The sequence below is a fragment of the Winogradskyella tangerina genome, assembly GCF_003260205.1.
GTDB lineage: Bacteria > Bacteroidota > Bacteroidia > Flavobacteriales > Flavobacteriaceae > Winogradskyella > Winogradskyella tangerina.
The window spans coordinates 224,266-246,650 of the sequence record NZ_QERF01000001.1 but is presented as its reverse complement, the minus strand read 5'-3'; the positions used below and the strand labels follow the sequence as shown (position 1 = coordinate 246,650).

The following is a 22,385-nucleotide window of genomic DNA, read 5'->3' as shown; positions in this document are numbered from 1 at the left end:
TTTGAAATGGAATTAAAAAATATAGAAGCTGAATATGATAATTTTCAAAAATCTAAAGAAGAAGATAAATCAGAGTTTTCAGAAGAATATTTGGACTATTTAGAAGATTCTTTCATTGATAATGTTTTTATGTTTAATGATGTTTACATCAAAAATTATAGAAATGCTCAAATCATACAGCTATATTCCTTTTTTGAAGATACATTAAAACGTGGTTGTGATAGGTTCGCATCTTACAAACAAACAGATTACAGAGTAGATGACTTAAAAGGTAATAATGATATTGATAAAGTAAAGAAGTTTTTAAAGCAGTCTGCTAAAGTTGATTTCTCTATACTCAATCCTGAATGGAGTTTTATTGATAATTTTAGACAAGTACGTAATTTAATTGTACATCATAAGGGTATTATTAATAACAACGATACTGTCAATAATAGCGATAGAAAGTTCAACAATATTAAGAGTTTTAGTAAAGGGCGGTTTACGCTAAAAGAATATGTGTCTTCCCAAAATAGATTTGAAATAGTGCTTGATAATTCAAAGTTCTTCAAAGAGATCGTAAATAATATTGAAAGTCTATTAGAAAAAATAGGAAGTAAGGAAATGCCACTAAATACAGTAAAATAGAGTATGTCAAACCCAATAAAACAACATTATATTCCACGTTCGTATTTAAAAAACTTTGGAATTGGAGGTAAAAAAGGAAACTATTTTGTTGATGTTTACAAGCTCGATGACGATATATTATTAGAACAAATAAGTACAAAAGATATTTGTTTTGAAAAGAATATTTATACAATACCGGCAGAATCAGATGAGATAAAATATGCTTTAGAAAAACATTATGCTGAAAATGTAGATAGCGAATTTCAAAAGGTCTATTCCCTGCTTATTGACGAAAAAGTTTTAACGGTAACCCAAGAACAAAAAATACAGATACTCTACGTTTGTCTATCACTATATTTTAGAACACCAAGAATTTTGAACCTTCAAAGAAGTATGAATAATGAGATTTTTGATAGAGCCGCTCATACAGCTGATGAAGAAGGTATCGTAAAAATGAACTTATATGGTGAAAAAATGAGGTTTCACATTGATAATATTGAAGCTGTAAAAAAAGAACATAACGAACGTTCAAGAACAATTTTTTTATTAAACCATTTAGAGCAATGGGGGAATTTTGTAAAATATAAGTACGACTGTACGATTAACGTAATTAAAATAAATGATGCTAATGCACCAATTATAACTTGTGATAATCCAGTATCAATTAGACATTTTGAAACAAATAAATTTCAAGGTTTATATGACCCTAAAGCAGTAATTACATTACCATTAGACCGCTCACATTATTTAGAAATTCATCCTAATGACTATGCTGATGGCCAAACAAGAATTAATAGACTTACTCAAGACAGAGATTATGTGTTTACAACAAATGGTGTGACCCAACAAAATGCAGAAAAGTTTTTAATTGCTTACAAGGATGATATTAATAAACATTTTGATATTCAAAATCATTATGACAAACCTGAAAATGGTGAAGAGTTTCTAAAAAAAGCTAAATACAGAGCAGAACAGGCTCAAATTTTATTTGATATTTTAAAGAAAAAAGGTTTTGTTTCAAAAGAATTTATAGGTAAACTAAAAGAGCTTTTAGAACATCCATATTGTAAAGATGATATACAAATGCTGAAGTATAAAAAAGTACTTTCAAAAATGGGTAAATGGTAAAACTCACAGTTTTGTAACCACTAATCTTCTGTTAAACAAAATTTGTAATTGTTAAAATTTTTTACCTTTGCTATTGATATGAAACAAGTGTGCCATAAGATAATGTCATTAGTAATGGCTTTTGTAGTGTTATTCTCTACGATGTCATTTACTATTAGTATGCATTATTGTGGAGATACGTTAGTTGAAACAGTTGTTTTTAAGAAAGTTAAGGGATGTGGTATGGAAATGCAAAACCCTTCAAAAGGCTGTTCAATGATGAAAAAAAACTGTTGTGATGATAAACAGTTAGTTGTTGATGGTCAGGATGAATTACAACTGTCATTTGACAAGCTTACTTTTGAACAACAGCAATTCATTGCTTCTTTCATTCATACTTATACTGATCTTTTTGAAGAGTATAATGAAGATATAAACTCTTTTAGAGAGTATAAACCGCCTTTGGTCGTCAGGCAGATATACAAGCTTGATGAGACTTACCTAATTTGATTTTTAAACAATAGACTTTATTATCCTTTGGATATATGTCGTATGGATAATTTGTTGTATTCGGTGTATTCTACACACCAATGTCTAATTGTTTAATTATCAAACGCTATGCTAAATAAAAGCATCAAATTTTTAATAGAAAATAAGCTTGTCGCTGTATTACTTCTTATTCTTTTTATAGGATGGGGAACAGTCAATGCACCTTTTAATTGGGACACAGGGTTTTTACCAAGTAACCCTGTTGCTGTAGATGCTATCCCAGATATAGGAGAAAATCAGCAAATAGTATTCACTAAATGGGAAGGTCGTTCACCTCAAGATATTGAAGACCAAATCACTTATCCCTTAACTACTTCCTTATTAGGGATTTCAGGTGTTAAGACCATTCGAAGTTCATCTATGTTTGGATTTTCGAGCATCTATATCATTTTTGAAGAAGATGTTGATTTCTATTGGAGTCGAAGCCGAATACTCGAAAAACTAAACTCATTACCAAGCAATTTATTACCTGAAAATGTTAACCCATCTTTAGGTCCAGATGCCACAGGATTAGGACAAATATTCTGGTACACCTTAGAAGGTAGAGATGAACAAGGAAATGTTACTGGTGGTTGGGATTTACATGAATTAAGAAGTATTCAAGACTATTATGTTAAGTATGCTTTATCCTCTGCAAGTGGAGTTTCCGAAGTTGCTTCAATTGGTGGATATGTTCAGGAGTATCAAGTTGATGTTAACCCTGAATTAATGCGCCAATATAATATTGGTTTACAACATATTGTAAAAGCTGTTAAAGAGAGCAATAAGGACATTGGAGCACAAACCATTGAGATTAATCAAGCCGAATATTTAGTTAGAGGCTTAGGCTATATCAAATCAATTTCAGACATAGAAAATGCTGTTGTAGCATCTGAAGACTTTACCTCAATTAAAATAAAAGACATTGCTAATGTATCACTTGCACCAAAAGCAAGGCGTGGCATTTTAGATAAAGAAGGTGCTGAAGTCGCTGGTGGCGTTGTAGTATCGAGATATGGAGCTAACCCTTTAGAAGTTATCAATAATGTAAAAGCAAAGATTAATGATATTAGCTCTGGACTGCCTTCAAAAGAACTAAAGGATGGGAGAACATCACAACTTACAATAGTCCCATTCTATGACAGAACGGAACTTATTAAGGAAACATTAGGAACGCTTAATGAAGCATTAACTTTAGAAATTTTGATTACCATTTTAGTAATCATTATAATGGTATTTAATCTACGTGCTTCTGTCTTAATTTCGGGCTTGCTTCCCGTAGCTGTGTTAATGGTGTTTATAGCAATGAAGCTCTTTGGAGTAGATGCTAATATTGTAGCACTTTCAGGTATTGCTATTGCCATTGGAACAATGGTGGATGTTGGTGTAATCCTTTCAGAAAACATTATAAGGCATTTGGATGACAATAAGGAAAAACTACCAATAAATACAGTGGTTTATAATGCTACATCAGAAGTTTCAGGAGCAATTATTACAGCAGTTTTAACAACAATTATCAGTTTCATACCTGTGTTCACAATGATTGGTGCTGAAGGAAAACTATTTAGACCTTTAGCATTTACAAAGACCTTTGCACTTGTAGCATCTATATTGGTAGCATTGTTTTTAATTCCGCCATTTGCCGCCTATCTATTTAGAAAGAAGAATATAAAGCAAAGCTTTAACTATACCTTGAATGGGTTTTTAGTCCTATTAGGAATTACGGCTATCATTTTTGGCTATTGGCTTGGTATAATTCTAATTGCCTTTGGAGTTACATCAATATTAAAAATTCAAAATAGAATACAAGAAAAGCAGACCAATCTTATTAATATTATAGTATCAGCTTTAGCGATAGTATTTCTATTGGCTGAATATTGGAGACCTTTAGGCGTTGATAAAAGTATTTTCTGGAACCTCATTTTTGTTGGTATTATTTGTTTTGGATTGTTAGGAGTATTTACTGTATTCAGAAGGTATTACACTCGTATTTTAAATTGGGCTTTAGCTAATAAGCTGTTATTCCTATCCATTCCAACAGCTATTGTTATATGTGGGTTCTTAATTATGAAGAATACAGGTAAGGAATTTATGCCTTCATTAAACGAAGGCTCATTTTTGTTAATGCCTACATCTTTACCACATTCTGGAGTTGATGAAAATAAGCGTGTGTTGCAACAGTTGGATATGGCTGTAGCCAGCATTCCAGAGATTGAAACCGTAGTAGGAAAAGCTGGTCGTGTAGAATCTTCGTTAGATCCGGCACCTCTATCCATGTATGAAAATTTAATTCAGTATAAACCTGAATATATGTTGAATGACAATGGAGAAAAACAGCGTTATAAAGTGAATAATGATGGTCTATTTGAACTTAAAGATGGCTCAACTATTACCAATCCTAATTACTCAGATGATGCTCTTACAATGCCTGAAATTAGTTCTAAAGAGTTAATAGAAGATGATGATGGTGAGTTCTACAGAAATTGGCGACCAGAAATAAATTCAGCCGATGATATATGGCAAGACATTGTGCGAGTGACCAAATTGCCAGGGGTTACTTCTGCACCTAAATTACAGCCTATTGAAACCAGATTGGTAATGCTTCAAACTGGAATGCGTGCGCCAATGGGAATCAAAGTCAAAGGTCAAGATTTAAAACAAATTGAAGCCTTTGGTGTTCAGTTGGAAAGCATCTTAAAACAAGTTGAAGGTGTTAAAACCGAAGCTGTATTTGCCGATAGAATTGTTGGTAAGCCTTATCTATTAATTGACATTGATAGAGATAAAATAGGACGCTATGGCATTTCAATTCAAGATGTACAAGATGTTCTAAAGGTTGCTGTTGGTGGTATGGAAATAACACAGACTGTCGAAGGTCGAGAGCGATATGGTGTTAGAGTACGTTATCCGAGAGAATTAAGAGCAAATCCAACCGATTTAGAGAATATCTATGTTCCTGTTGCTAAAGGAAGCTCTATTCCATTGAGTGAATTGGCAACAATTAAATACGAACAAGGCGCACAGGTAATTAAAAGCGAAGACACTTTCTTAATTGGTTATGTTCTATTTGATAAATTAAACGATTATGCTGAAGTAAGCGTTGTTGAAAATGCACAGGATTTAATACAGTCTAAAATTGATTCAGGTGAATTGGTAGTTCCTAAAGGTATTAACTATCAATTTACAGGAACTTATGAAAATCAACTTCGAGCAGAAAAAACGCTATCTGTAGTTGTACCGTTAGCTTTAATCATCATCTTTTTAATCCTGTACTTTCAATTCCGTTCGGTAGCTACTTCATTTATGGTGTTTACAGGAATAGCTGTTGCCTTTGCAGGAGGGTTTTTAATGATTTGGCTATACGGTCAAGATTGGTTTTTGAACATTAACTTCTTTGGTGAGAATCTACGAGATTTATTTCAAATGCATCCAATTAATTTAAGTGTTGCTGTTTGGGTTGGCTTTATCGCTTTATTCGGAATTGCTACAGATGATGGTGTTGTTATGGCAACTTATTTAACGCAAACATTCGATAGAAACACCCCTAAAACAAAGCAAGAAGTTAGAGCATCGGTTGTTGAAGCTGGCAAAAAACGTATTCGTCCATGCTTAATGACCACGGCAACAACAATATTAGCCTTATTACCTATTCTAACATCAACTGGACGTGGAAGTGATATTATGATTCCTATGGCAATTCCAAGCTTTGGAGGCATGTTAATCGCATTAATCACACTCTTTGTTGTACCTGTTTTATACAGTTGGAAACAAGAATTACAACTTAAAAACAATTAAGATGAAAAGACTATATATCATACTTTTTACGCTTTCAATGTTAAGTATTTCAAATGCTCAACAATTAGACATTTTAATCGATGAGGCATTAACTAATAATCCTGAAATCCAAACTTTTGAGTTGAAGTATCAGGTCGCAAAAGAAAAAGTAAACGAAGCAAGCACGCTACCAAATACGCAATTGGGTGTTGGTTACTTTGTTAGCGAACCAGAAACAAGAACAGGAGCACAACGATTTAAAATTTCAGCAAAACAAATGCTGCCTTCATTTGGAGCGATAACAGCAAGAGAGAATTATATTAACGCTCTAGCTGATGCTGTTTATGAAGATATTACTATAGTAAAAAGAAAACTGGTAGCTTCTGTTTCTCAATCATACTACAACTTATATGCTATAAAAGAAAAGCAAGTTGTTTTAGATGAAAATATTGAATTGCTTAAAACCTATGAAGAGTTAGCACTAACCTCTGTTGAAGTTGGTAAAGCATCAGCAGTTGATGTATTACGATTACAGATGAGGCAAAATGAGTTGGAACAATTAAAACAAATATTAGAACAAAATTATTTAGCTGAACTAACAGCATTTAATAAGCTACTTAACAGAGATAAAAACACAGAAGTCATAATTGCTAATGGATTAGCTATGCCTCTGGATGGTGAATTGATTAATTCTGATAATCTGGCTTTACATCCTGAATTATTAAAATACGATAAGCTTTACACCTCTGTAGAACAATCTGAATTATTAAATCAGAAAGAGAGTAATCCAATGTTAGGTTTTGGCTTAGACTATATAGCTGTTTCAGAACGTCCAAATATGGATTTTAGCGATAATGGGAAAGATATTGTTATGCCTATGGTGAGTGTTTCTATTCCAATTTTTAATAACAAGTATAAATCCAAATCGAAACAAAATGAACTAAAGCAACAAGAGATATTAGCTCAAAAAGAAAGTCGATTAAACACATTGGAAACCATGCTTGACAAAGCAATCAAAAGCAGTAATTCTGCAAGAATAAGTTATGACACACAAACTAAGAATTTGGAACAAGCAAAAGATGCAGAAACCATTTTAGTGAAAAGCTATGAGACAGGAACTATTGATTTTAATGATGTTTTAGATGTTCAAGAGTTACAATTAAAATTTCAAATGAATCAGATAGAGACAATTAAGAATTATTATTTACAGAGAACCATTATTAATTACTTAACTAATTAAGATATGATTAAATCAAAGTTTCATATAGCAATAGTATTGGTTGTTTCATTAGTGTCATGCCAATCGAATAAAAGCGAACTCGTTACGGTAGAAGTTTATAATTCGGGAGCGTTAAGAACAATAATGTCAGGAGATATTTCATCTACTATTAGTTTGGATAGTCTACAGAGTAAAGAGCATCTTTTTGCGCTTGGAGCTGTGGAAAATCTAAAGGGTGAAATACAAATTTTTGATGGCAACCCAAGTAATAGTTCTGTAGTAAATGATAGTATAAAAATTACTGATGCTTATAATTTGAATGCATCACTATTAGTGTATTCCGAAGTGAAAGAATGGAACACATTTAAGGTAGATGGCAATAAAACTAAATCACAATTAGAGACAAAAATCTTTGAGCTGGCAAAAGCTAATGGTATTGATACTGAAGAACCTTTTCCATTTTTAATTGAAGGAACTGTTGCTTCCCTGGATTGGCATGTAATTAATTGGAAAGATGGAGATATGGTTCATAACCACAAGAAACATAAGGAATCAGGTTTGAATGGAACTTTAAAGAATCGTAAAGTTGTGATTATAGGGTTTTATTCTACAAAGCATAAGGCTGTTTTTACACATCACACAACAAACATGCACATGCATTTTAAAACGGTTGATAATTTATTAGCTGGACATGTGGATGATGTAATAGGCAATTCAATAAAAATCAAATTACCAAAAACGAGAAAATGATTCAATTAAATATTAACTATAAAACTCTATTAAAATGAAAACAGTAAAAACAATTTTAGGAATCATGGTTTTAAGCTTAATGCTGACAACGGTATCATGTAAAGAAGGCAAAAAGGAGAAAGCAACCACTAAAACTGAACAAGCAGAAAAGAAAGAATATGCATCTGCTTATGTATGTCCAATGCATTGCGATGGCAGTGGTAGCGATACCGAAGGCGAATGTCCAAAATGCGGAATGGATTATGTGAAAAATGATGATCATAAAGTAGATGGACATAAGCATGAAGGCCATAATCACTAAGCCTTTTCAAAATGAAAATTAGAGTTAAAAATATGGTTTGCGACCGTTGTAAAAGTGTTTTGAAACAAGAGTTCGAAAACTCTAATATCGAGGTACAGCAAATTTTGTTGGGAGAAATTCAATTTTCAAAAGTGGCAAATAAAAGGATAAAAGAAATCAGACAGATTCTTGAAAAGAATGGCTTTGAGTTAGTTGAAACTGAAATAGAGAAAATTGTAACAAAGGTGAAACAGCTGCTCATTCATTACTTAAACCTACAGGAAAATAAGAATTTGTCTGATTTCTTATCCATTGAGTTTGGTAAGGACTATTCGTTTATTAGTAAGGCATTTAGCAAATCGGAAGGAATCACGATAGAAAAATATTTTATTCGGCTTAAAATTGAAAAGGTCAAAGAGCTTATACAAATGGGAGATTTGAATTTTTCTGAAATCGCTTATGATCTGCAATATAAAAACAGTAGTCATTTGGCTAAACAATTCAAGAGTAATACCGGAATGTCGATGAGTGATTATAAATCACTTCAAAAATGGGATAGAAAGGAACTAGACAAAATTGTGTAAACATTTACCAAAAAAGGAAAAAAGTAACTTGAAGTGCATCAGTAGTTTTGATTCAAATAAATAATAAGTAATTATGAAACATACCTATAAAATTACTGGAATGACTTGCGGAAACTGTAAGGCATCTGTCGAAAAATATTTAGGAAATATAGATAATGTTACCAACGTTGCTGTGGACCTTGAAAAAAATGAGGCAGAAGTAACAATGAACAAGCATATTGACACAGCAGAATTACAAAAGGCATTACCTTCTAAGTATAACATTTCCGAAAAGGAAGTTAAAAATGTTTTTGCTTCTACAAGTGCATCAAGTTATGAAATTGAGCAAGAAAAAAGCAAGTTACAGCAACTTAAACCATTACTTCTAATTATGTTTTATATAACCGTTGCAAGTGTATTATTGCATTATAAAAACTGGAATTGGGGCGAAGCAATGTTAGATTTCATGGGATTGTTCTACATCGTTTTTAGTTTCTTTAAAATGTTAGATTTAAAAGGCTTTCCAGAGTCTTTTAGAATGTACGACCCTTTAGCAAAACGAGTTCCTGTCTATGGATGGGTTTATCCATTTATAGAAACAGCATTAGGTTTAATGTTTCTGATGCGATTTGAAGTTAAAATAGCATTAATAATAACACTTATTGTATTGGGTATTACAACGATTGGGGTTACAAAAACACTATTAGATAAAAAGTCAATAAGATGTGCTTGTTTAGGTACAGCTTTAAAGCTACCTATGACAGAAGCTACTTTTATTGAAAATGCCATTATGATAGTTATGGCAATATTAATGTTAGTAAACTAAAAGATTATGGTAAACAGACATGCAGTATTAAAAATTAGAAAAACACATCGTTATTTGGGGCTGTTCTTAGGTATTCAATTTCTATTTTGGACTATAAGTGGTTTATACTTCAGTTGGACAAACATAGATGATATACACGGAGACCATTTTAAGAATCTGGATTATCAACCACAAGCCTTTAGTAATCTCATTAGCCCTTCAAGCCTTAATGTTTCAGAAGGTGTTAATACCATAGAATTGAGAGATATCGATAATGTACCTTACTATTGGGTAAATAAGAAGCAGTTATATAATGCGATGGATGGAAGTCCTAAAAATAGCATTACCCAAGATGAAGCATTATATATCGCTAAAAATTATATGAAAGAGGGATTAGAGGTTGAATCTGTAGAGCAAATAACAGAAGTTGGGAAGCACCATGAATATCGTGAAAAGTTATTACCAGCTTATGTTATCTCATATAAAACAGATGAAGCTTTAAAAGCTTATGTGTCTATTAATGATGGAAAGTTTCAAACAGTAAGGCACCGCAGTTGGCGTTGGTTTGATTTTTTGTGGATGACTCATACAATGGACTATGAAGGTCGAGATAACTTCAATACAACAGTTTTGAGAGCCTTTTCTCTTTTAGGATTGATAACTGTTTTGAGTGGCTTTTTACTTTGGTACACATCATCACCATCGATTAGAAAATTATTAAAAAGAAGAAAAAATAAATAGAGATGAAAAAATATGTAATCTACGTAGGAATATTAATAGTTGGCTTGCTTTTAGGTTGGTTATTCTTTAGTAATTCATCTAACAATGAAATGGAGCATAATCATTCTGAAATGGCTTCAGAAAATCAAATGTGGACCTGTTCTATGCACCCACAAATTATGCAACCTGAAGCTGGCGATTGTCCGATTTGTGGAATGGATTTAATTCCTGCCGAAGCAGGTGCAGATGGTTTAAGTCCTAATGAATTTAAACTAACCAAGAATGCAATGGCTTTAGCGAATATCCAAACCTCTGTAGTAGGCAATGGCTCTATTGAAAGCAATTCCATTAAGTTATCTGGTAGGATAAGTGAGAACGAAGATGCTAACGTGGTGCAAGCAAGTTATTTTTCAGGACGTATAGAGCGATTGAATATAAGTTCTGTTGGAGAAGAAGTAAGACAAGGACAACTTTTGGCTACCATTTACTCACCTGAATTATTCTCAACACAGCAAGAACTAATAACCGCTTCTTCATTAAAAGAATCACAACCAGCTTTATACAATGCAGTTCGCAACAAACTAAAGCTTTGGAAGATTTCAGATAAGCAGATTAATCAAATTGAAGCATCAGGAAAGGTAATCCAGAATTTTCCAATTTATGCAACCGTTTCAGGTACTGTTTCAGAAAAGTTAGCAGAACAAGGTGATTATGTAAAACAAGGTCAGACATTATTAAAAATAACCAACTTAAATACCGTTTGGGCAATATTTGATGTTTATGAAAACCAGATAGAACTATGTAAAAAAGGGCAAGAAATTACCGTTACTACAAATGCTTTTCCAAATAAAGACTTTAAACTGAAAGTTGATTTTATTGACCCAATGATGAATCCACAGACAAGAACAGTTGACCTTCGTGTTGTATTGAATAATCGAAATGGAGAGTTTAAGACAGGTATGTTTGTAGAAGGAATTATTGAAAACACATCTTCTGATTCTGAACAAAAGTTATTCATTCCATCTTCTTCTGTATTGTGGACAGGTGAACGTTCAGTAGTGTATTTAAAAACGAATCCTAATGAACCTATTTTTGAAATGCGAGAAGTTGTTTTAGGAAAGCGGGTTAGTGAACAATAAGAAGTGGTTGATGGGCTGAAAGACGGCGATGAGATTGTTACCAATGGTACATTTACTGTCGATGCTTCAGCACAGCTTCAAGGTAAAAAATCGATGATGAATAAAGATGGTGGTAAAACAATGACAGGACATGAAGGGCATACAATGGATATGATGACAGAAAAAGTTGATTTTAATAGTACTGTTGAAAAATCATTTGAGCCTGTTATTGATGCTTATATTAACCTGAAAGATGCTTTAATTCAGTCCGATGTGTCATTGGCATCATCAAAAAGTGAAGCATTTAGAAAAGCTTTAGAAAAAATGCCTGTAAGTCAAAGAGAACAAACGCATAATTATTGGGCTATTCTGCATAAAACTTCTAAAGGAATAAATGAAAATGTGAGTTTGGAACATCAGCGTAAGCAATTTCAAATGATTTCTGATAAGCTGATAGAAATGGTTAAAAACTTTGACGAAGTAAAAGATAAACTATTTGTACAGTTTTGTCCAATGGCTGATAATAATAACGGTGCTTATTGGATAAGTAAGGAGGAACAAATACTTAATCCATATTTTGGGGAAGTAATGCTAAAATGCGGTAGTGTAAGTTTAATAATGGATTGAATTATAGTTTTGAAATACTTTTTTGTTAATCATATTAATCTGATTAAAACACCAACCACTGGCAGCTAATGGTTGGTGTTTTCTAACTTAAATATATTTAGGGCGCATACGCTGCCAATCAAATTTAGTTTCTCTCAAAAGTTAACATATCTGTTCCTCCATTTCCTCCACTAATATCAATGAGTTCAATTCTTGTAGATGTGGTTGTTACTACATCCCAATCGTCATTGAGATCTTCAAAATCATTACTATCTGGAACGGGAAAGAAGATGTTGAAGTCAATATCATCATCACTACTGCTATCATCACTGCTATTACTGTCGTCTGTCACCGACCAAGTCCCTGTAAGTGTGTTGGAACCGTTGGTTGCAACCAATGACCCATCCGAATTAAAGGTAAAGTCATAACCGCTAAAATCTGAAGTCTCATTTTGACCAGAATCATTAAAGTTTGTGATTCTCCAAGTTCCCGACTGTGCTGTGCTTTCAATTTCTGCTATTTGTTGATCACTATTATTTGGGCTTCCATCGTCGTCATCACTTGAGCACATTGCTGACATTAATGAGAAGCTTAGCATTAATAAAAATCCTAGATTAAATACCTTTTTCATAATTACATATTTTAAATTGTTTTAGCATTAAAGTTTTTGAAGTGTCAACGTATCTGTTCCGCCTCCACCTCCGCTTACATCTTGGATTATAACTTCGGTGGCAGAAACGGAGATAACATCCCAATCATCGTCATTAAACTCTCCAAACGGTAAATTAGTACCAAAATCTAAAGCCATTTGGTTACCGCCACTTAGCACAGCCCAAGTCCCGTTATTAGTATTAGAACCGTTCGATGCTGAAACTGTACCATCCATATCAAAATCTAATTCATAACCTGCATAGTTAGCAGTTTGATCATCCGTATCTTCAGTGTAAGATGCAACAATCCACAACCCGTCTGTTAAAATGGCTGCTAAGTCATCTCCATTGTCTCCACCATCAAAAGGCTCACGTTCAAAAGTTAAGAAGTCTTCCGAGCCATCACCACCACTTATGTCTTTGAGCCTAATAATATCATTTGTTACTTCAAGAACATCCCAATCATCAGCTAATTCGTCTAATGGAATCCCAGTTCCAAAGTTTAGATTTAAACCTAGTTCGGTATTATCTCCTGATGTTGTTGACCAAGATCCATTAGTTGTTCCACTCATATCCGTTGCTGTTGCAGTGTTGTCAGATGCAAAGTTGAAGACGTAATCTGCAAAATCTGCGGTTTCATCAGTATCGTCAAAGAAAAATGTCACATACCAGTCACCACTTGTTAGTGCATTCACTAATGCTGAATCATCAATACTTCCATCACTTGAGCAATCACTTTCAAATCTCAGTCTATCATCCCCTAGTCTCAAATCAACATCAACTTCGCCTGGATCTTGATCAATTTCATGTAAGTTCCATGTGTCATTAAAATCTGTTAATCCAGTCACATTAATGGTTACAGAAATATTATTTCCTGAACCAGAAGCTTCCCACGTGCCATTGAATGTATTAGCTCCTTGTGTAACCAGAATCGTTCCATCTCCATTGAATTCAAACACATAACCAACATAGTTATCTTCTAAATCATTATCGTTACGCTCTAGTTTATCTACTGTCCATTCAGCACAATCTGCAAAAACAGTATCTAGGTCATTAGTGGTGCAGTTATCGCAATCGTCATCATCAAAATCATTATCATCATCTTCATCACAGGTATCATCTGCCATTTCTATTACATTTTCTAATTCTTGAATTGAATTAATAGTTTGTGTCGTTCCATCTGCAAAAATTACAGTAATTGGGAAGTTGATTGTGACGGCAGCAAATTCATCAAGATCATCAACAAAGTCATACATTTCATTGTCATTGTTAATAGTAATGGAATTGATCAAATCATTATTTTCATTGTAAATGGATGCTGTAATAGGATATTGAAAATCAATACACTCTATATCATCATCATCTTCGTTTTCGCCTACACAATTAGAGGCAAGTGCCGCCAATTCGGCATCAGAATTAACAGTAACGGTAGAAAAATCAGCTAGGATCACTGTTACTGGATATGAAATAACTATTGAGTCAATATCATCATCAAATAAATCGATTATGTCCTCTATATCCTCATAACCATCGTCATCGTTAATTATAAGTTCAATACCATTTACAGTAACGGTAACAGGTAATTGTACACTTAGGCAACTTGCATTATCTATAATGTTATCGAAAGAGCCGTCATTGGTAGCAACGTTACTCATTAAATTTGCTACTGTTGAGTTGGCCTGTATAGTATCCTCAACTGGAGGGTCAATGGCCAAATCATCTTCTGTTCTACATGATGTCATAGTGAATAAAACCCCTATAACTACTAGTAAGATCGGTTTTAATGTTTTCATAATGAAATGGATTTATTTTAATTTTAAGTTTGTTGTCTGGTGGCTTTCAAAACGCCTCTTTATTCTTAAAACAACTCATAAAAAAATTGTCCCAAGATTTTTTTAAAATTTTTTACAAAGTTTTGATTCCAATATTTTTAAATCAAAAATTGCGGACTTTAAATGACTTAATCTGTTTTTGGTGTGTTCATATCTATAAAAATTGATTGCATTAAAATCATTAACAAGTAAAGTTTCCAGTTCCTTAATTCGTTTTTTGCACTTAAACAACTCCTCAACTTTCATCATTGTGATGGACTTTATAAGTGTAGCTGTTTTATCTGTACAAGTTGCTTCCATATTGTTTTAAAAACAAAATTTAAGTCTATCGAATAACCAAGGCTCTTTAATATTCAAACAACTCAAATTTTAATTGTCCCAGAAAATCATTAAATTTTTTTTATATAGATTTAAGTAAAATTTATTTGTGTCTAAATCAATTTACAAAGATATCTGTGATAAGATGCGCTTCTCAAAGATTTATGAGAAGTATGCACAATCCTTGAGCAATATCCTTTTGTATAAATATGGGGATTTGTTGAACCCAACTGATAAAGTACAAGAAGCATTCATTAAGCTTTGGAAAAACTGCGCTAAAATAAAACCCGAAGCAGCTAAATCTTATTTGTATACAACAGCCAATAACTTGATGCTTAATGAGGTAAAACATCAAAAAGTGGTATTAAAATACCAACATGTAAAGCAATAAGATTACACCAATGAGTCTCCTGAGTTCATCTTACGTAGAAAAGAGTTTTTGAAACGGTTCGAACATGTGTTGTCCCAATTAAAGGAAGAAGAACGAACGGCATTTCTTCTGAATAAGATAGATGGTAAAACCCACAAAGAAGTCGGAGAAATTTTAGGTATTACAAAAAAAGTAGCTGAACATAGAATCTATGCAGCGTTCAATAAACTTAGAAATGAACTTGAAGAACTAAAATGAAATATTTCTGGGACAATTAAAATTTGAGTTGTTTTAATTATAGAACAGCATGTTATGAACGAAGAGTATTTAATAAAAAAATGGTTAAAGGATGAGCTTTCAGAAGTTGAGGCCAAGGCTTTTAATGCTCTAGAAAATGCTGCATTCTATAAGAGAATTATTGACGATGCTCAACGATTCAGTGGTTATTTAAATGCGAAAGTCCCTTCGTTTGATTCTTTAGAAATGAAGTTAACTGACTCCAAGACCAATACAACAAATTGGACCAGGGTTGTATCTGGCTTTGCAGCAATTCTTATCGTTGGATTCGCATTATTTACCCTTATCAATAAAGACCAAATTAGCTCGTTTAAAACTGATTTGGCACAAAACGAAACGATTACCTTGCCAGATAATTCAATTGTCAACCTTAATGAGTTGTCAGAATTAAATTATGCCGATTCTGACTGGGATGAGAATAGAACATTAAACCTTAGTGGAGAAGCCTTTTTCGATGTAGAAAAAGGAATGCGATTTGATGTAAATACAGACTTTGGAAAAGTTAGTGTTCTGGGCACTGAGTTTAATGTTCTCTCAAGAGACAGTGTTTTTAAAGTCTCTTGCTATGAAGGTTTGGTTCAAGTTATTTATGATAATGGCGAAGTGAAATTACCAGCTGGCACTGAGTTTATTTTGTCTTCTGGCGAGGGTAAAAAGTCAAATATCACAGTTGCAGAACCCTATTGGCTTAAAAACATGAGTGTTTTTGAAAATGCACCTATTATTGATGTTGTCAAAGAATTGATAAAACAATATAATGTTGTTGTCAGTTATCCTTCAGAAATGAATTTACGTTTTACAGGTGCCTTTGAGCACAATAATCTTGAAAATGCCCTTGAATCTATCACAAAACCCCTTAATTTGACCTATACTGTCCAAAATAATAAAAAGGTCATAATAAGGAATGGACAGAACTAAATTTTACATACTTTTCCTGGTTTTGAGCATTTCGTTCTTGAAGCTCCATGGGCAAACTGAAGTTCAAAAAATTCCAATAGCAGAAGTTTTAAAAGATGTCGAAAAACAGCATTCAATTATATTCAATTATGAGAGTAATGTCGTAAATAATGTAATGGTAAACCCTATACCAAAAAACTTGAGTTTATCATTAATACTAAAAAATCTTGAAAGACAAACTGGTTTAGTTATTGAGAGGCTGAGTGATTTAGTTTATTCTATTTCTAACACCGTTAAGTTATGTGGCTATATTAAAGATTCTGACTTGCAAGAACCTCTTTCGGGAGCAACCATTAATGGCAAGCTTGCATATGCTGTTACTGATGACGAAGGGTACTTTGAAATTGAACTGAGATCCTTAGATGAGCTATTGACTATTAGACATATTGGACTAAAAACCATAGAGAGACAAGTAAAGTATTTCAATTTGGATAATTGTGAGACAATAATAATGCTAGTAGAACAAGAAATCATCGCTCCTGTGCTCATCGAAACATATCTCGTTCGTGGGATTGACAGAAGACAAGATTGGACAACTTCAATAGATTATAAGCGATTTAGTCTTTTGCCTGGTCTTATTGAATCTGATGTACTTCAGACTGTCCAGGCATTACCAAGTGTTTTAAGTGTTGATGAAACTGTTTCGAATATTAATATTAGAGGTGGTTCCAACGATCAAAATTTAATTCTTTGGGATGATATCAAAATGTATCAGACTGGACACTTTTTTGGGTTAATTTCTAGTTTTAATCCTCTTATGACACAGAATGCCAGTGTTATAAATAATGGTTCTGATGTGTCTTTAACAGATGGAGTTTCGGGAACGATACATATGAAGACCGACAAACAAATCGACTCAAAAGTCAATAGTATTTTTGGGCTAAACTTCATAAATGCAGAACTATTTTCAAATATTCCTATCGGCAATAAATCATCCCTTCAGATTGCATCTAGAAAATCCTTAGATGATTTTGTTAGAACACCTACTTATGAAGTTTATTTCGATAGAGTAACTCAAGATACGGAAGCGGAAAATAATGTTGCGAATGTGACAAATTCTGATCAGGAGTTTAACTTTTATGATGCTTCTTTACGTTGGCTATACCAACCTTCAGATAAAGATTTTATTCGATTAAATTTTTTATTGATAAATAATGATTTAGGATTCAATGAAACTGCTGATATTAATGGTGCATTAAGAACAAGACGTAGTAACATCTCTCAAAACAGTCTTGCTGTTGGTTTAAACTATAAAAGACAATGGAATGATAAATTATCATCAACTTTGAACGTTTATGATAATGAATATAAACTTGAAGCCCTTAATGCAGATGTCTTGAGCAATCAGTTACAATTGCAAGAAAACGTGGTTTCAGAAACAAGCATTCAATTAAAAAACTCATACAAGCTAAATCAATGGCATTTTGATCTTGGTTATCAATTTACAGAAACTGAAGTGATTAATCTAAATGACATTGACCTACCAAGATTTGTAAGAAGAGACGAAGAGGTATTAAGAGAGCATGTAGCTTTCGGTCAGGCTTGGTATAAGAGTTTAAATAATGATTTTTCGATTAGAGGCGGTTTCAGAGCAAATTACTTAACCAGATTTCAAGAATTAATTATCGAGCCAAGATTAAGTATAAGACAATCCATTGGTGAAAACATTGAAATTGAAGCACAAGGAGAATTTAAGCATCAAAGTACCTCTCAGATAGTTAATTTCCAGAATGATTTTCTTGGTATTGAAAAAAGACGATGGCAATTAACTGATAACGACAGTATTCCAATTTTGAAGAGCAAACAGGCTTCAATTGGAATTTTATATAAGAACAGTGGTTGGCTATTAGATGCAAAGGGATATTATAAAGCAGTTGATGGAATAACCACCCAAAGTCAAAGTTTCACTACTAAATATGAATTTACGAAGGAAAAAGGCAGCTATAATGCCTATGGATTTGAGTTCTTGTGCCGAAAGACAACCGGAAATTTCAATAGCTGGTTAAGTTATTCATATATAAATAATACTTACACTTTTGAAGCACTGAATGAAATTGAGTTTCCAAGTAATTTTGATATTACGCATTCGGTAACATTGGGAACAACATTTAGCAATGAATCATGGAACATTTCCGCAGGAGTCAATTATAGAAAAGGGCAACCCACGTCAATTCCTCTACTTGGTAATGAAATAGCTGATGATAATGTAAATTTTGACGAAGCCAATAATGAACGATTATTAGATTATTTAAGGGTAGATGCTTCTGCTATTTATAAATTCAAGATAAGTAATACATTCAGGTCAGAAGTTGGAGCATCAGTCTGGAATGTTTCTAACAGGGAAAATGCCATTAATGATTATTATAGAGTTGACCAAAATGATGTAGTAAATAAGTTTTCGCGATTTTCTCTTGGTTTAACTACGAATGCTGTATTTAGACTGTATTTTTAAACGTAAGATTTCAAATAGTATGTTAAAATGGATTTTGATAGAAGTATATTATCATTTTTAAAGCAACCACTATTGGATAAGGTACTTGCAGAATCTTCAATAAAAGTATTTCCAAAAGGTGCTGAGATTTTAAGGGAAGAGCAATACGTTAAAGTTTTACCTATTGTGCTTGAAGGAATCGTCAAAGTCTATTCTAGATTCAACGATAAAGAACTACTACTTTACTACATACAACCATCTCAAAGTTGTGTAATGACCTTTTACGCATCTTTGAAAAATACCCCTAGTAAAGTTTATGCATCAATTGAAGAAGAAGCAAAAATTCTACTAGTTCCAGTCCGATTACTTCCTAAATGGTTAAAAGACTTTCCAGATTTAAATCAACTTTTTTATGACCAATTTAATCTACGCTATTCAGAATTACTAGATACTATTGGTCATTTGTTGACGGATAGAATGGACAAAAGACTTTATGAACATCTAAAAAATAAAGTAGAGATTATGAATGGTGAGTCTATAAAAATGAGTCATAATCAAATAGCTAATGAATTAGGAACTGTAAGAGAAGTAGTTACGAGGGTATTAAAAAAATTAGAGATAGAAGGTAAGATAAGGCAAGACTCAGGAGAAATAAAACTTATTTAGTTGTGACTAAAGTCACTGGATAGCTAATATTGATTAGCAATCTTTGTATTATAAATTTAAAACTAAATAAGATGACAAAAAATATGGGAACAGCAGATAGAATTATTAGGATTATAATCGCTGCTATAGTGGGAGTATTATATTTTAACGAGGTGATTTCTGGAACTTTGGGAATTATCCTATTAATAGTGGCAGGTATATTTGTGTTAACCAGTTTTATTAGTTTCTGCCCTTTGTACGCTCCATTTGGAATAAAGACTTGTTCTTTGAAAAATAAACAATGATTTAAGATTTTATTACTCAGTGGTTTAATTTATAGTATAAAGCCTTTATTAATCTGCCATAATTTTTTTCTTAACCAATTAATTGTGACAATAGTGGAGTTGAATCGATTAGCAAGTCGAGTTATTAGAAGCAACAAAAATAAGTTGCAAATAGTCGTACTCAACAAGTATAATTTGAAAAATAGATTCGATTGTAGGTTGTCCCTGTAATTGTCTCTTAAAAACCAAAAAACCCTGATAATCAAAAGATTACAGGGTTTTAAAGTGGTGCCTCCAGGAATCGAACCAGGGACACAAGGATTTTCAGTCCTTTGCTCTACCAACTGAGCTAAGGCACCAGTTGCTTAATTAAGCGGATGCAAATATAAATTCATTTTTAGTATTACCAAAAAGAAATTTGTAAAAATTGATTTTATAAATTTGTGCAATTGCATGGCTTATGAACCTTATTGTTGATGTTGGAAATACCTTTGTGAAGTTTGCTGTTTTTGATAATGACGAACTTATACATAAGGTCAGTTTTAAAATTGAAGATTTCAAAAAGCACTATAAAAGCCTGAGAAAGGAGTTTTCAGATATTGAGTCGGCTATTATTTCTTCAGTAGGCCGATTAACTAAAAAACAACGCGAGATCATCGAAGAAGATCTCAATGTTCTTGAGTTAAACCATAAAACAAAGCTTCCTTTTGAAAACAAATACAAGACACCAAAAACACTCGGTGTTGACAGAATTGCTCTGGCAAGCGCATCTGTAAAGCAGTTTCCAGATCGTAATGTACTTATTATAGATGCCGGAACCTGTATTACCTATGATTTTGTAACCAAAAAAAATTCGTATCTTGGTGGAGCTATTTCGCCAGGAATACGCATAAGATACCAAGCATTACATAATTTAACGGCGAACCTTCCGTTATTAGAAAAAAACCAGCCAAAAACTATCATTGGCAACACAACAGAATCTTCTATCCATTCTGGTGTTATCATTGGCGCAATCAAGGAAATAGATGGTGTTATAGATCAATATAGGTCTAAATACCAAGATTTAACAGTTATTTTAACAGGTGGCGACGCCAATTTTTTGTCAAACCAATTAAAAAATAGCATATTTGCGAACTCGAATTTTCTGTTAGAAGGTTTGAATTTTATTCTGGAATTTAATTCGAAGTAATGATTAAACAAATCATTGTAATTTGTATTGCGTTATTTAGCCTTAGCGCATATTCTCAACAAGGAACGACTTCACCGTATTCATTTTATGGTATTGGAAGCCTGAAATTTAAAGGTACCGTTGAAAACCGTTCAATGGGTGGTATTAGCGTATACTTAGATAGTATCCATGTGAACTTAAGAAATCCGGCAGCCTATGTTGGAAAGAATGTTGAGGCCATCCCATTTGATAATGAAAGCCGACCTGTAAAGTTTGCTGTAGCTGGTACTGCAACAAGTTCTACCTTAAAAAGTAGCTCTGGTGAAGCAGAGGCAAATAGCTCAATTTTTGATTATATAGCGATATCTATTCCTGTTGGAAAGTTCGGATTTGGATTCGGATTATTGCCATTTACTTCTGTAGGTTATCGTTTGGAAAATATAAACGACAATAATGAACTAGTTAATAGATTTGATGGTGAAGGTGGTGTGAATAAGGTGTTTGCAGGTTTTGGATATCAATTAACTGATAAACTAAGTCTAGGAGTTGATGTCAATTACAACTTCGGAAATATTCAGAATACGGCAATAGACCTTGAGTATACACCAGAAGGCGAATTAGTTCAATATCAAACACGTGAAGAAAACCGCTCTGATCTCAGTGGTCTCAATGTAAATTTCGGTTTAGCTTTTAAAACCATGTTAAATGACAAACTCGAGTTGTCTTTAACAACAACCTATTCGCCAAAAAGTACATTAAGTTCGCAAAATGAAAGATCATTTTCAACGGTTTCGTTAGAAGCGAATTCATTAGATGTCATAAGAGTTTGGCAAACTGAAGAGGCAAACCTAGCAGAACAGAATTTAGAAAAAACAGAACTCACTTTACCATCACGTTTCTCATTTGGAGGAGGTATTGGTAGGCCAAAATCATGGTTTGTAGGTGCAGAATACACTTTACAAACTACTAGCGATTTTTCAAATCCGGTGTTCACAAACTCGGTGACCCGTTATGAAAATTCATCTCAAATTTCTGTTGGAGGATTCTTTATTCCTAATTATAATGCCTTTTCTGGCTACTTTAAACGTGTGGTTTACAGGGCGGGATTCAATTATTCTAATACCGGATTGGTTATAAAAGATCAACCAATAAATGAGTTTGGCATATCTTTTGGGTTAGGATTACCAGTTGGTAGCCGAAGTTTATTTTCTAACGCAAATATTGGCGTAGAATACGGACAGAGAGGAACAACTAACGAAAACTTAATCCAAGAGAATTTTATAAACTTTAACTTAAGTTTATCTTTGAACTCTAGATGGTTTAAACAAAGAAAGTACAACTAACAATAATAATTAAC

General features: G+C 33.0%; 20 protein-coding genes, 1 tRNA gene and 1 pseudogene. 19 read left to right on the top strand and 3 right to left on the bottom strand.

What is annotated here, in order from left to right:
• Positions 1 to 6 precede the first annotated feature (6 nt).
• From DDY94_RS01150 to DDY94_RS01100, 11 genes and pseudogenes are all read left to right on the top strand, one after another.
• Positions 7 to 627, top strand: coding sequence for a hypothetical protein (locus DDY94_RS01150; RefSeq protein WP_198658898.1), 621 nt, complete (start codon positions 7 to 9; stop codon positions 625 to 627).
• A gap of 3 nt (positions 628 to 630) precedes the next feature.
• Positions 631 to 1,734, top strand: a complete 1,104-nt coding sequence (locus DDY94_RS01145; RefSeq protein ID WP_111682185.1) for a DUF4238 domain-containing protein — start codon at positions 631 to 633, stop codon at positions 1,732 to 1,734.
• Positions 1,735 to 1,812: 78 nt separating this feature from the next.
• Entirely contained in the window at positions 1,813 to 2,223 is a 411-nt protein-coding gene (locus DDY94_RS01140) for an HYC_CC_PP family protein (protein WP_111682184.1), read from the top strand.
• Between the two features lie 108 nt (positions 2,224 to 2,331).
• On the top strand, positions 2,332 to 6,036 hold the full coding sequence (locus DDY94_RS01135) for an efflux RND transporter permease subunit (RefSeq protein WP_111682183.1): 3,705 nt from the start codon (positions 2,332 to 2,334) through the stop codon (positions 6,034 to 6,036).
• A 1-nt stretch (position 6,037) separates the two neighbouring features.
• Positions 6,038 to 7,255 carry a TolC family protein gene (locus DDY94_RS01130; RefSeq protein WP_111682502.1) on the top strand — a complete coding sequence of 406 codons (1,218 nt, stop codon included), beginning with the start codon at positions 6,038 to 6,040 and terminating at the stop codon, positions 7,253 to 7,255.
• A 3-nt stretch (positions 7,256 to 7,258) separates the two neighbouring features.
• A complete protein-coding gene (locus tag DDY94_RS01125; protein ID WP_232817792.1) occupies positions 7,259 to 7,984 on the top strand; it encodes an acetolactate decarboxylase in 726 nt (241 codons plus the stop codon).
• 64 nt (positions 7,985 to 8,048) lie between these two features.
• Complete coding sequence (locus DDY94_RS01120) at positions 8,049 to 8,285, top strand: heavy metal-binding domain-containing protein (RefSeq protein ID WP_198658897.1); 237 nt, start codon at positions 8,049 to 8,051, stop codon at positions 8,283 to 8,285.
• Between the two features lie 11 nt (positions 8,286 to 8,296).
• Positions 8,297 to 8,848 carry a helix-turn-helix domain-containing protein gene (locus DDY94_RS01115; protein WP_111682181.1) on the top strand — a complete coding sequence of 184 codons (552 nt, stop codon included), beginning with the start codon at positions 8,297 to 8,299 and terminating at the stop codon, positions 8,846 to 8,848.
• Positions 8,849 to 8,921: 73 nt separating this feature from the next.
• Positions 8,922 to 9,653, top strand: a complete 732-nt coding sequence (locus DDY94_RS01110; protein ID WP_111682180.1) for a heavy-metal-associated domain-containing protein — start codon at positions 8,922 to 8,924, stop codon at positions 9,651 to 9,653.
• A gap of 6 nt (positions 9,654 to 9,659) precedes the next feature.
• Positions 9,660 to 10,373, top strand: coding sequence for a PepSY domain-containing protein (locus DDY94_RS01105; RefSeq protein WP_111682179.1), 714 nt, complete (start codon positions 9,660 to 9,662; stop codon positions 10,371 to 10,373).
• A gap of 2 nt (positions 10,374 to 10,375) precedes the next feature.
• Positions 10,376 to 12,097 (top strand): annotated as a pseudogene (locus tag DDY94_RS01100) (efflux RND transporter periplasmic adaptor subunit).
• A gap of 124 nt (positions 12,098 to 12,221) precedes the next feature.
• Here the strand turns inward: DDY94_RS01100 and DDY94_RS01095 are convergent.
• Positions 12,222 to 12,707, bottom strand: coding sequence for a hypothetical protein (locus tag DDY94_RS01095; RefSeq protein ID WP_232817791.1), 486 nt, complete (start codon positions 12,705 to 12,707; stop codon positions 12,222 to 12,224).
• Positions 12,708 to 12,734: 27 nt separating this feature from the next.
• Entirely contained in the window at positions 12,735 to 14,519 is a 1,785-nt protein-coding gene (locus DDY94_RS16175; RefSeq protein ID WP_198658896.1) for a hypothetical protein, read from the bottom strand.
• A gap of 466 nt (positions 14,520 to 14,985) precedes the next feature.
• Here DDY94_RS16175 and DDY94_RS16330 point away from each other — a divergent pair, with 466 nt between their 5' ends.
• The 6 genes from DDY94_RS16330 (at position 14,986) to DDY94_RS01060 (ending at position 19,881) form a co-directional block, all read left to right on the top strand.
• The gene (locus DDY94_RS16330; RefSeq protein WP_317047167.1) at positions 14,986 to 15,267 is read left to right on the top strand and encodes an RNA polymerase sigma factor; all 282 of its coding nucleotides are present in this window, start codon (positions 14,986 to 14,988) and stop codon (positions 15,265 to 15,267) included.
• A gap of 48 nt (positions 15,268 to 15,315) precedes the next feature.
• Positions 15,316 to 15,504, top strand: a complete 189-nt coding sequence (locus tag DDY94_RS16325) for an RNA polymerase sigma factor (protein WP_317047165.1) — start codon at positions 15,316 to 15,318, stop codon at positions 15,502 to 15,504.
• A gap of 54 nt (positions 15,505 to 15,558) precedes the next feature.
• On the top strand, positions 15,559 to 16,461 hold the full coding sequence (locus DDY94_RS01075) for a FecR family protein (RefSeq protein ID WP_111682177.1): 903 nt from the start codon (positions 15,559 to 15,561) through the stop codon (positions 16,459 to 16,461).
• On the top strand, positions 16,448 to 18,952 hold the full coding sequence (locus DDY94_RS01070; protein WP_111682176.1) for a TonB-dependent receptor: 2,505 nt from the start codon (positions 16,448 to 16,450) through the stop codon (positions 18,950 to 18,952). The genes DDY94_RS01075 and DDY94_RS01070 overlap by 14 nt, the downstream gene beginning before the upstream one ends.
• A 27-nt stretch (positions 18,953 to 18,979) precedes the next feature.
• A complete protein-coding gene (locus DDY94_RS01065) occupies positions 18,980 to 19,597 on the top strand; it encodes a Crp/Fnr family transcriptional regulator (RefSeq protein ID WP_111682175.1) in 618 nt (205 codons plus the stop codon).
• Between the two features lie 71 nt (positions 19,598 to 19,668).
• Positions 19,669 to 19,881: a YgaP family membrane protein gene (locus tag DDY94_RS01060; RefSeq protein WP_111682174.1), complete on the top strand. Its 213-nt coding sequence runs from the start codon at positions 19,669 to 19,671 to the stop codon at positions 19,879 to 19,881.
• A 265-nt stretch (positions 19,882 to 20,146) separates the two neighbouring features.
• Here DDY94_RS01060 and DDY94_RS01055 read toward each other — a convergent pair.
• Positions 20,147 to 20,219, bottom strand: a tRNA-Phe gene (locus tag DDY94_RS01055).
• 101 nt (positions 20,220 to 20,320) lie between these two features.
• Between DDY94_RS01055 and DDY94_RS01050 the strand changes: the two genes are divergently transcribed.
• Positions 20,321 to 21,049, top strand: a complete 729-nt coding sequence (locus DDY94_RS01050) for a type III pantothenate kinase (protein ID WP_111682173.1) — start codon at positions 20,321 to 20,323, stop codon at positions 21,047 to 21,049.
• Positions 21,049 to 22,371, top strand: coding sequence for a hypothetical protein (locus tag DDY94_RS01045; protein WP_111682172.1), 1,323 nt, complete (start codon positions 21,049 to 21,051; stop codon positions 22,369 to 22,371). Before DDY94_RS01050 ends, DDY94_RS01045 begins: the two co-directional genes overlap by 1 nt.
• Positions 22,372 to 22,385: the final 14 nt, after the last annotated feature.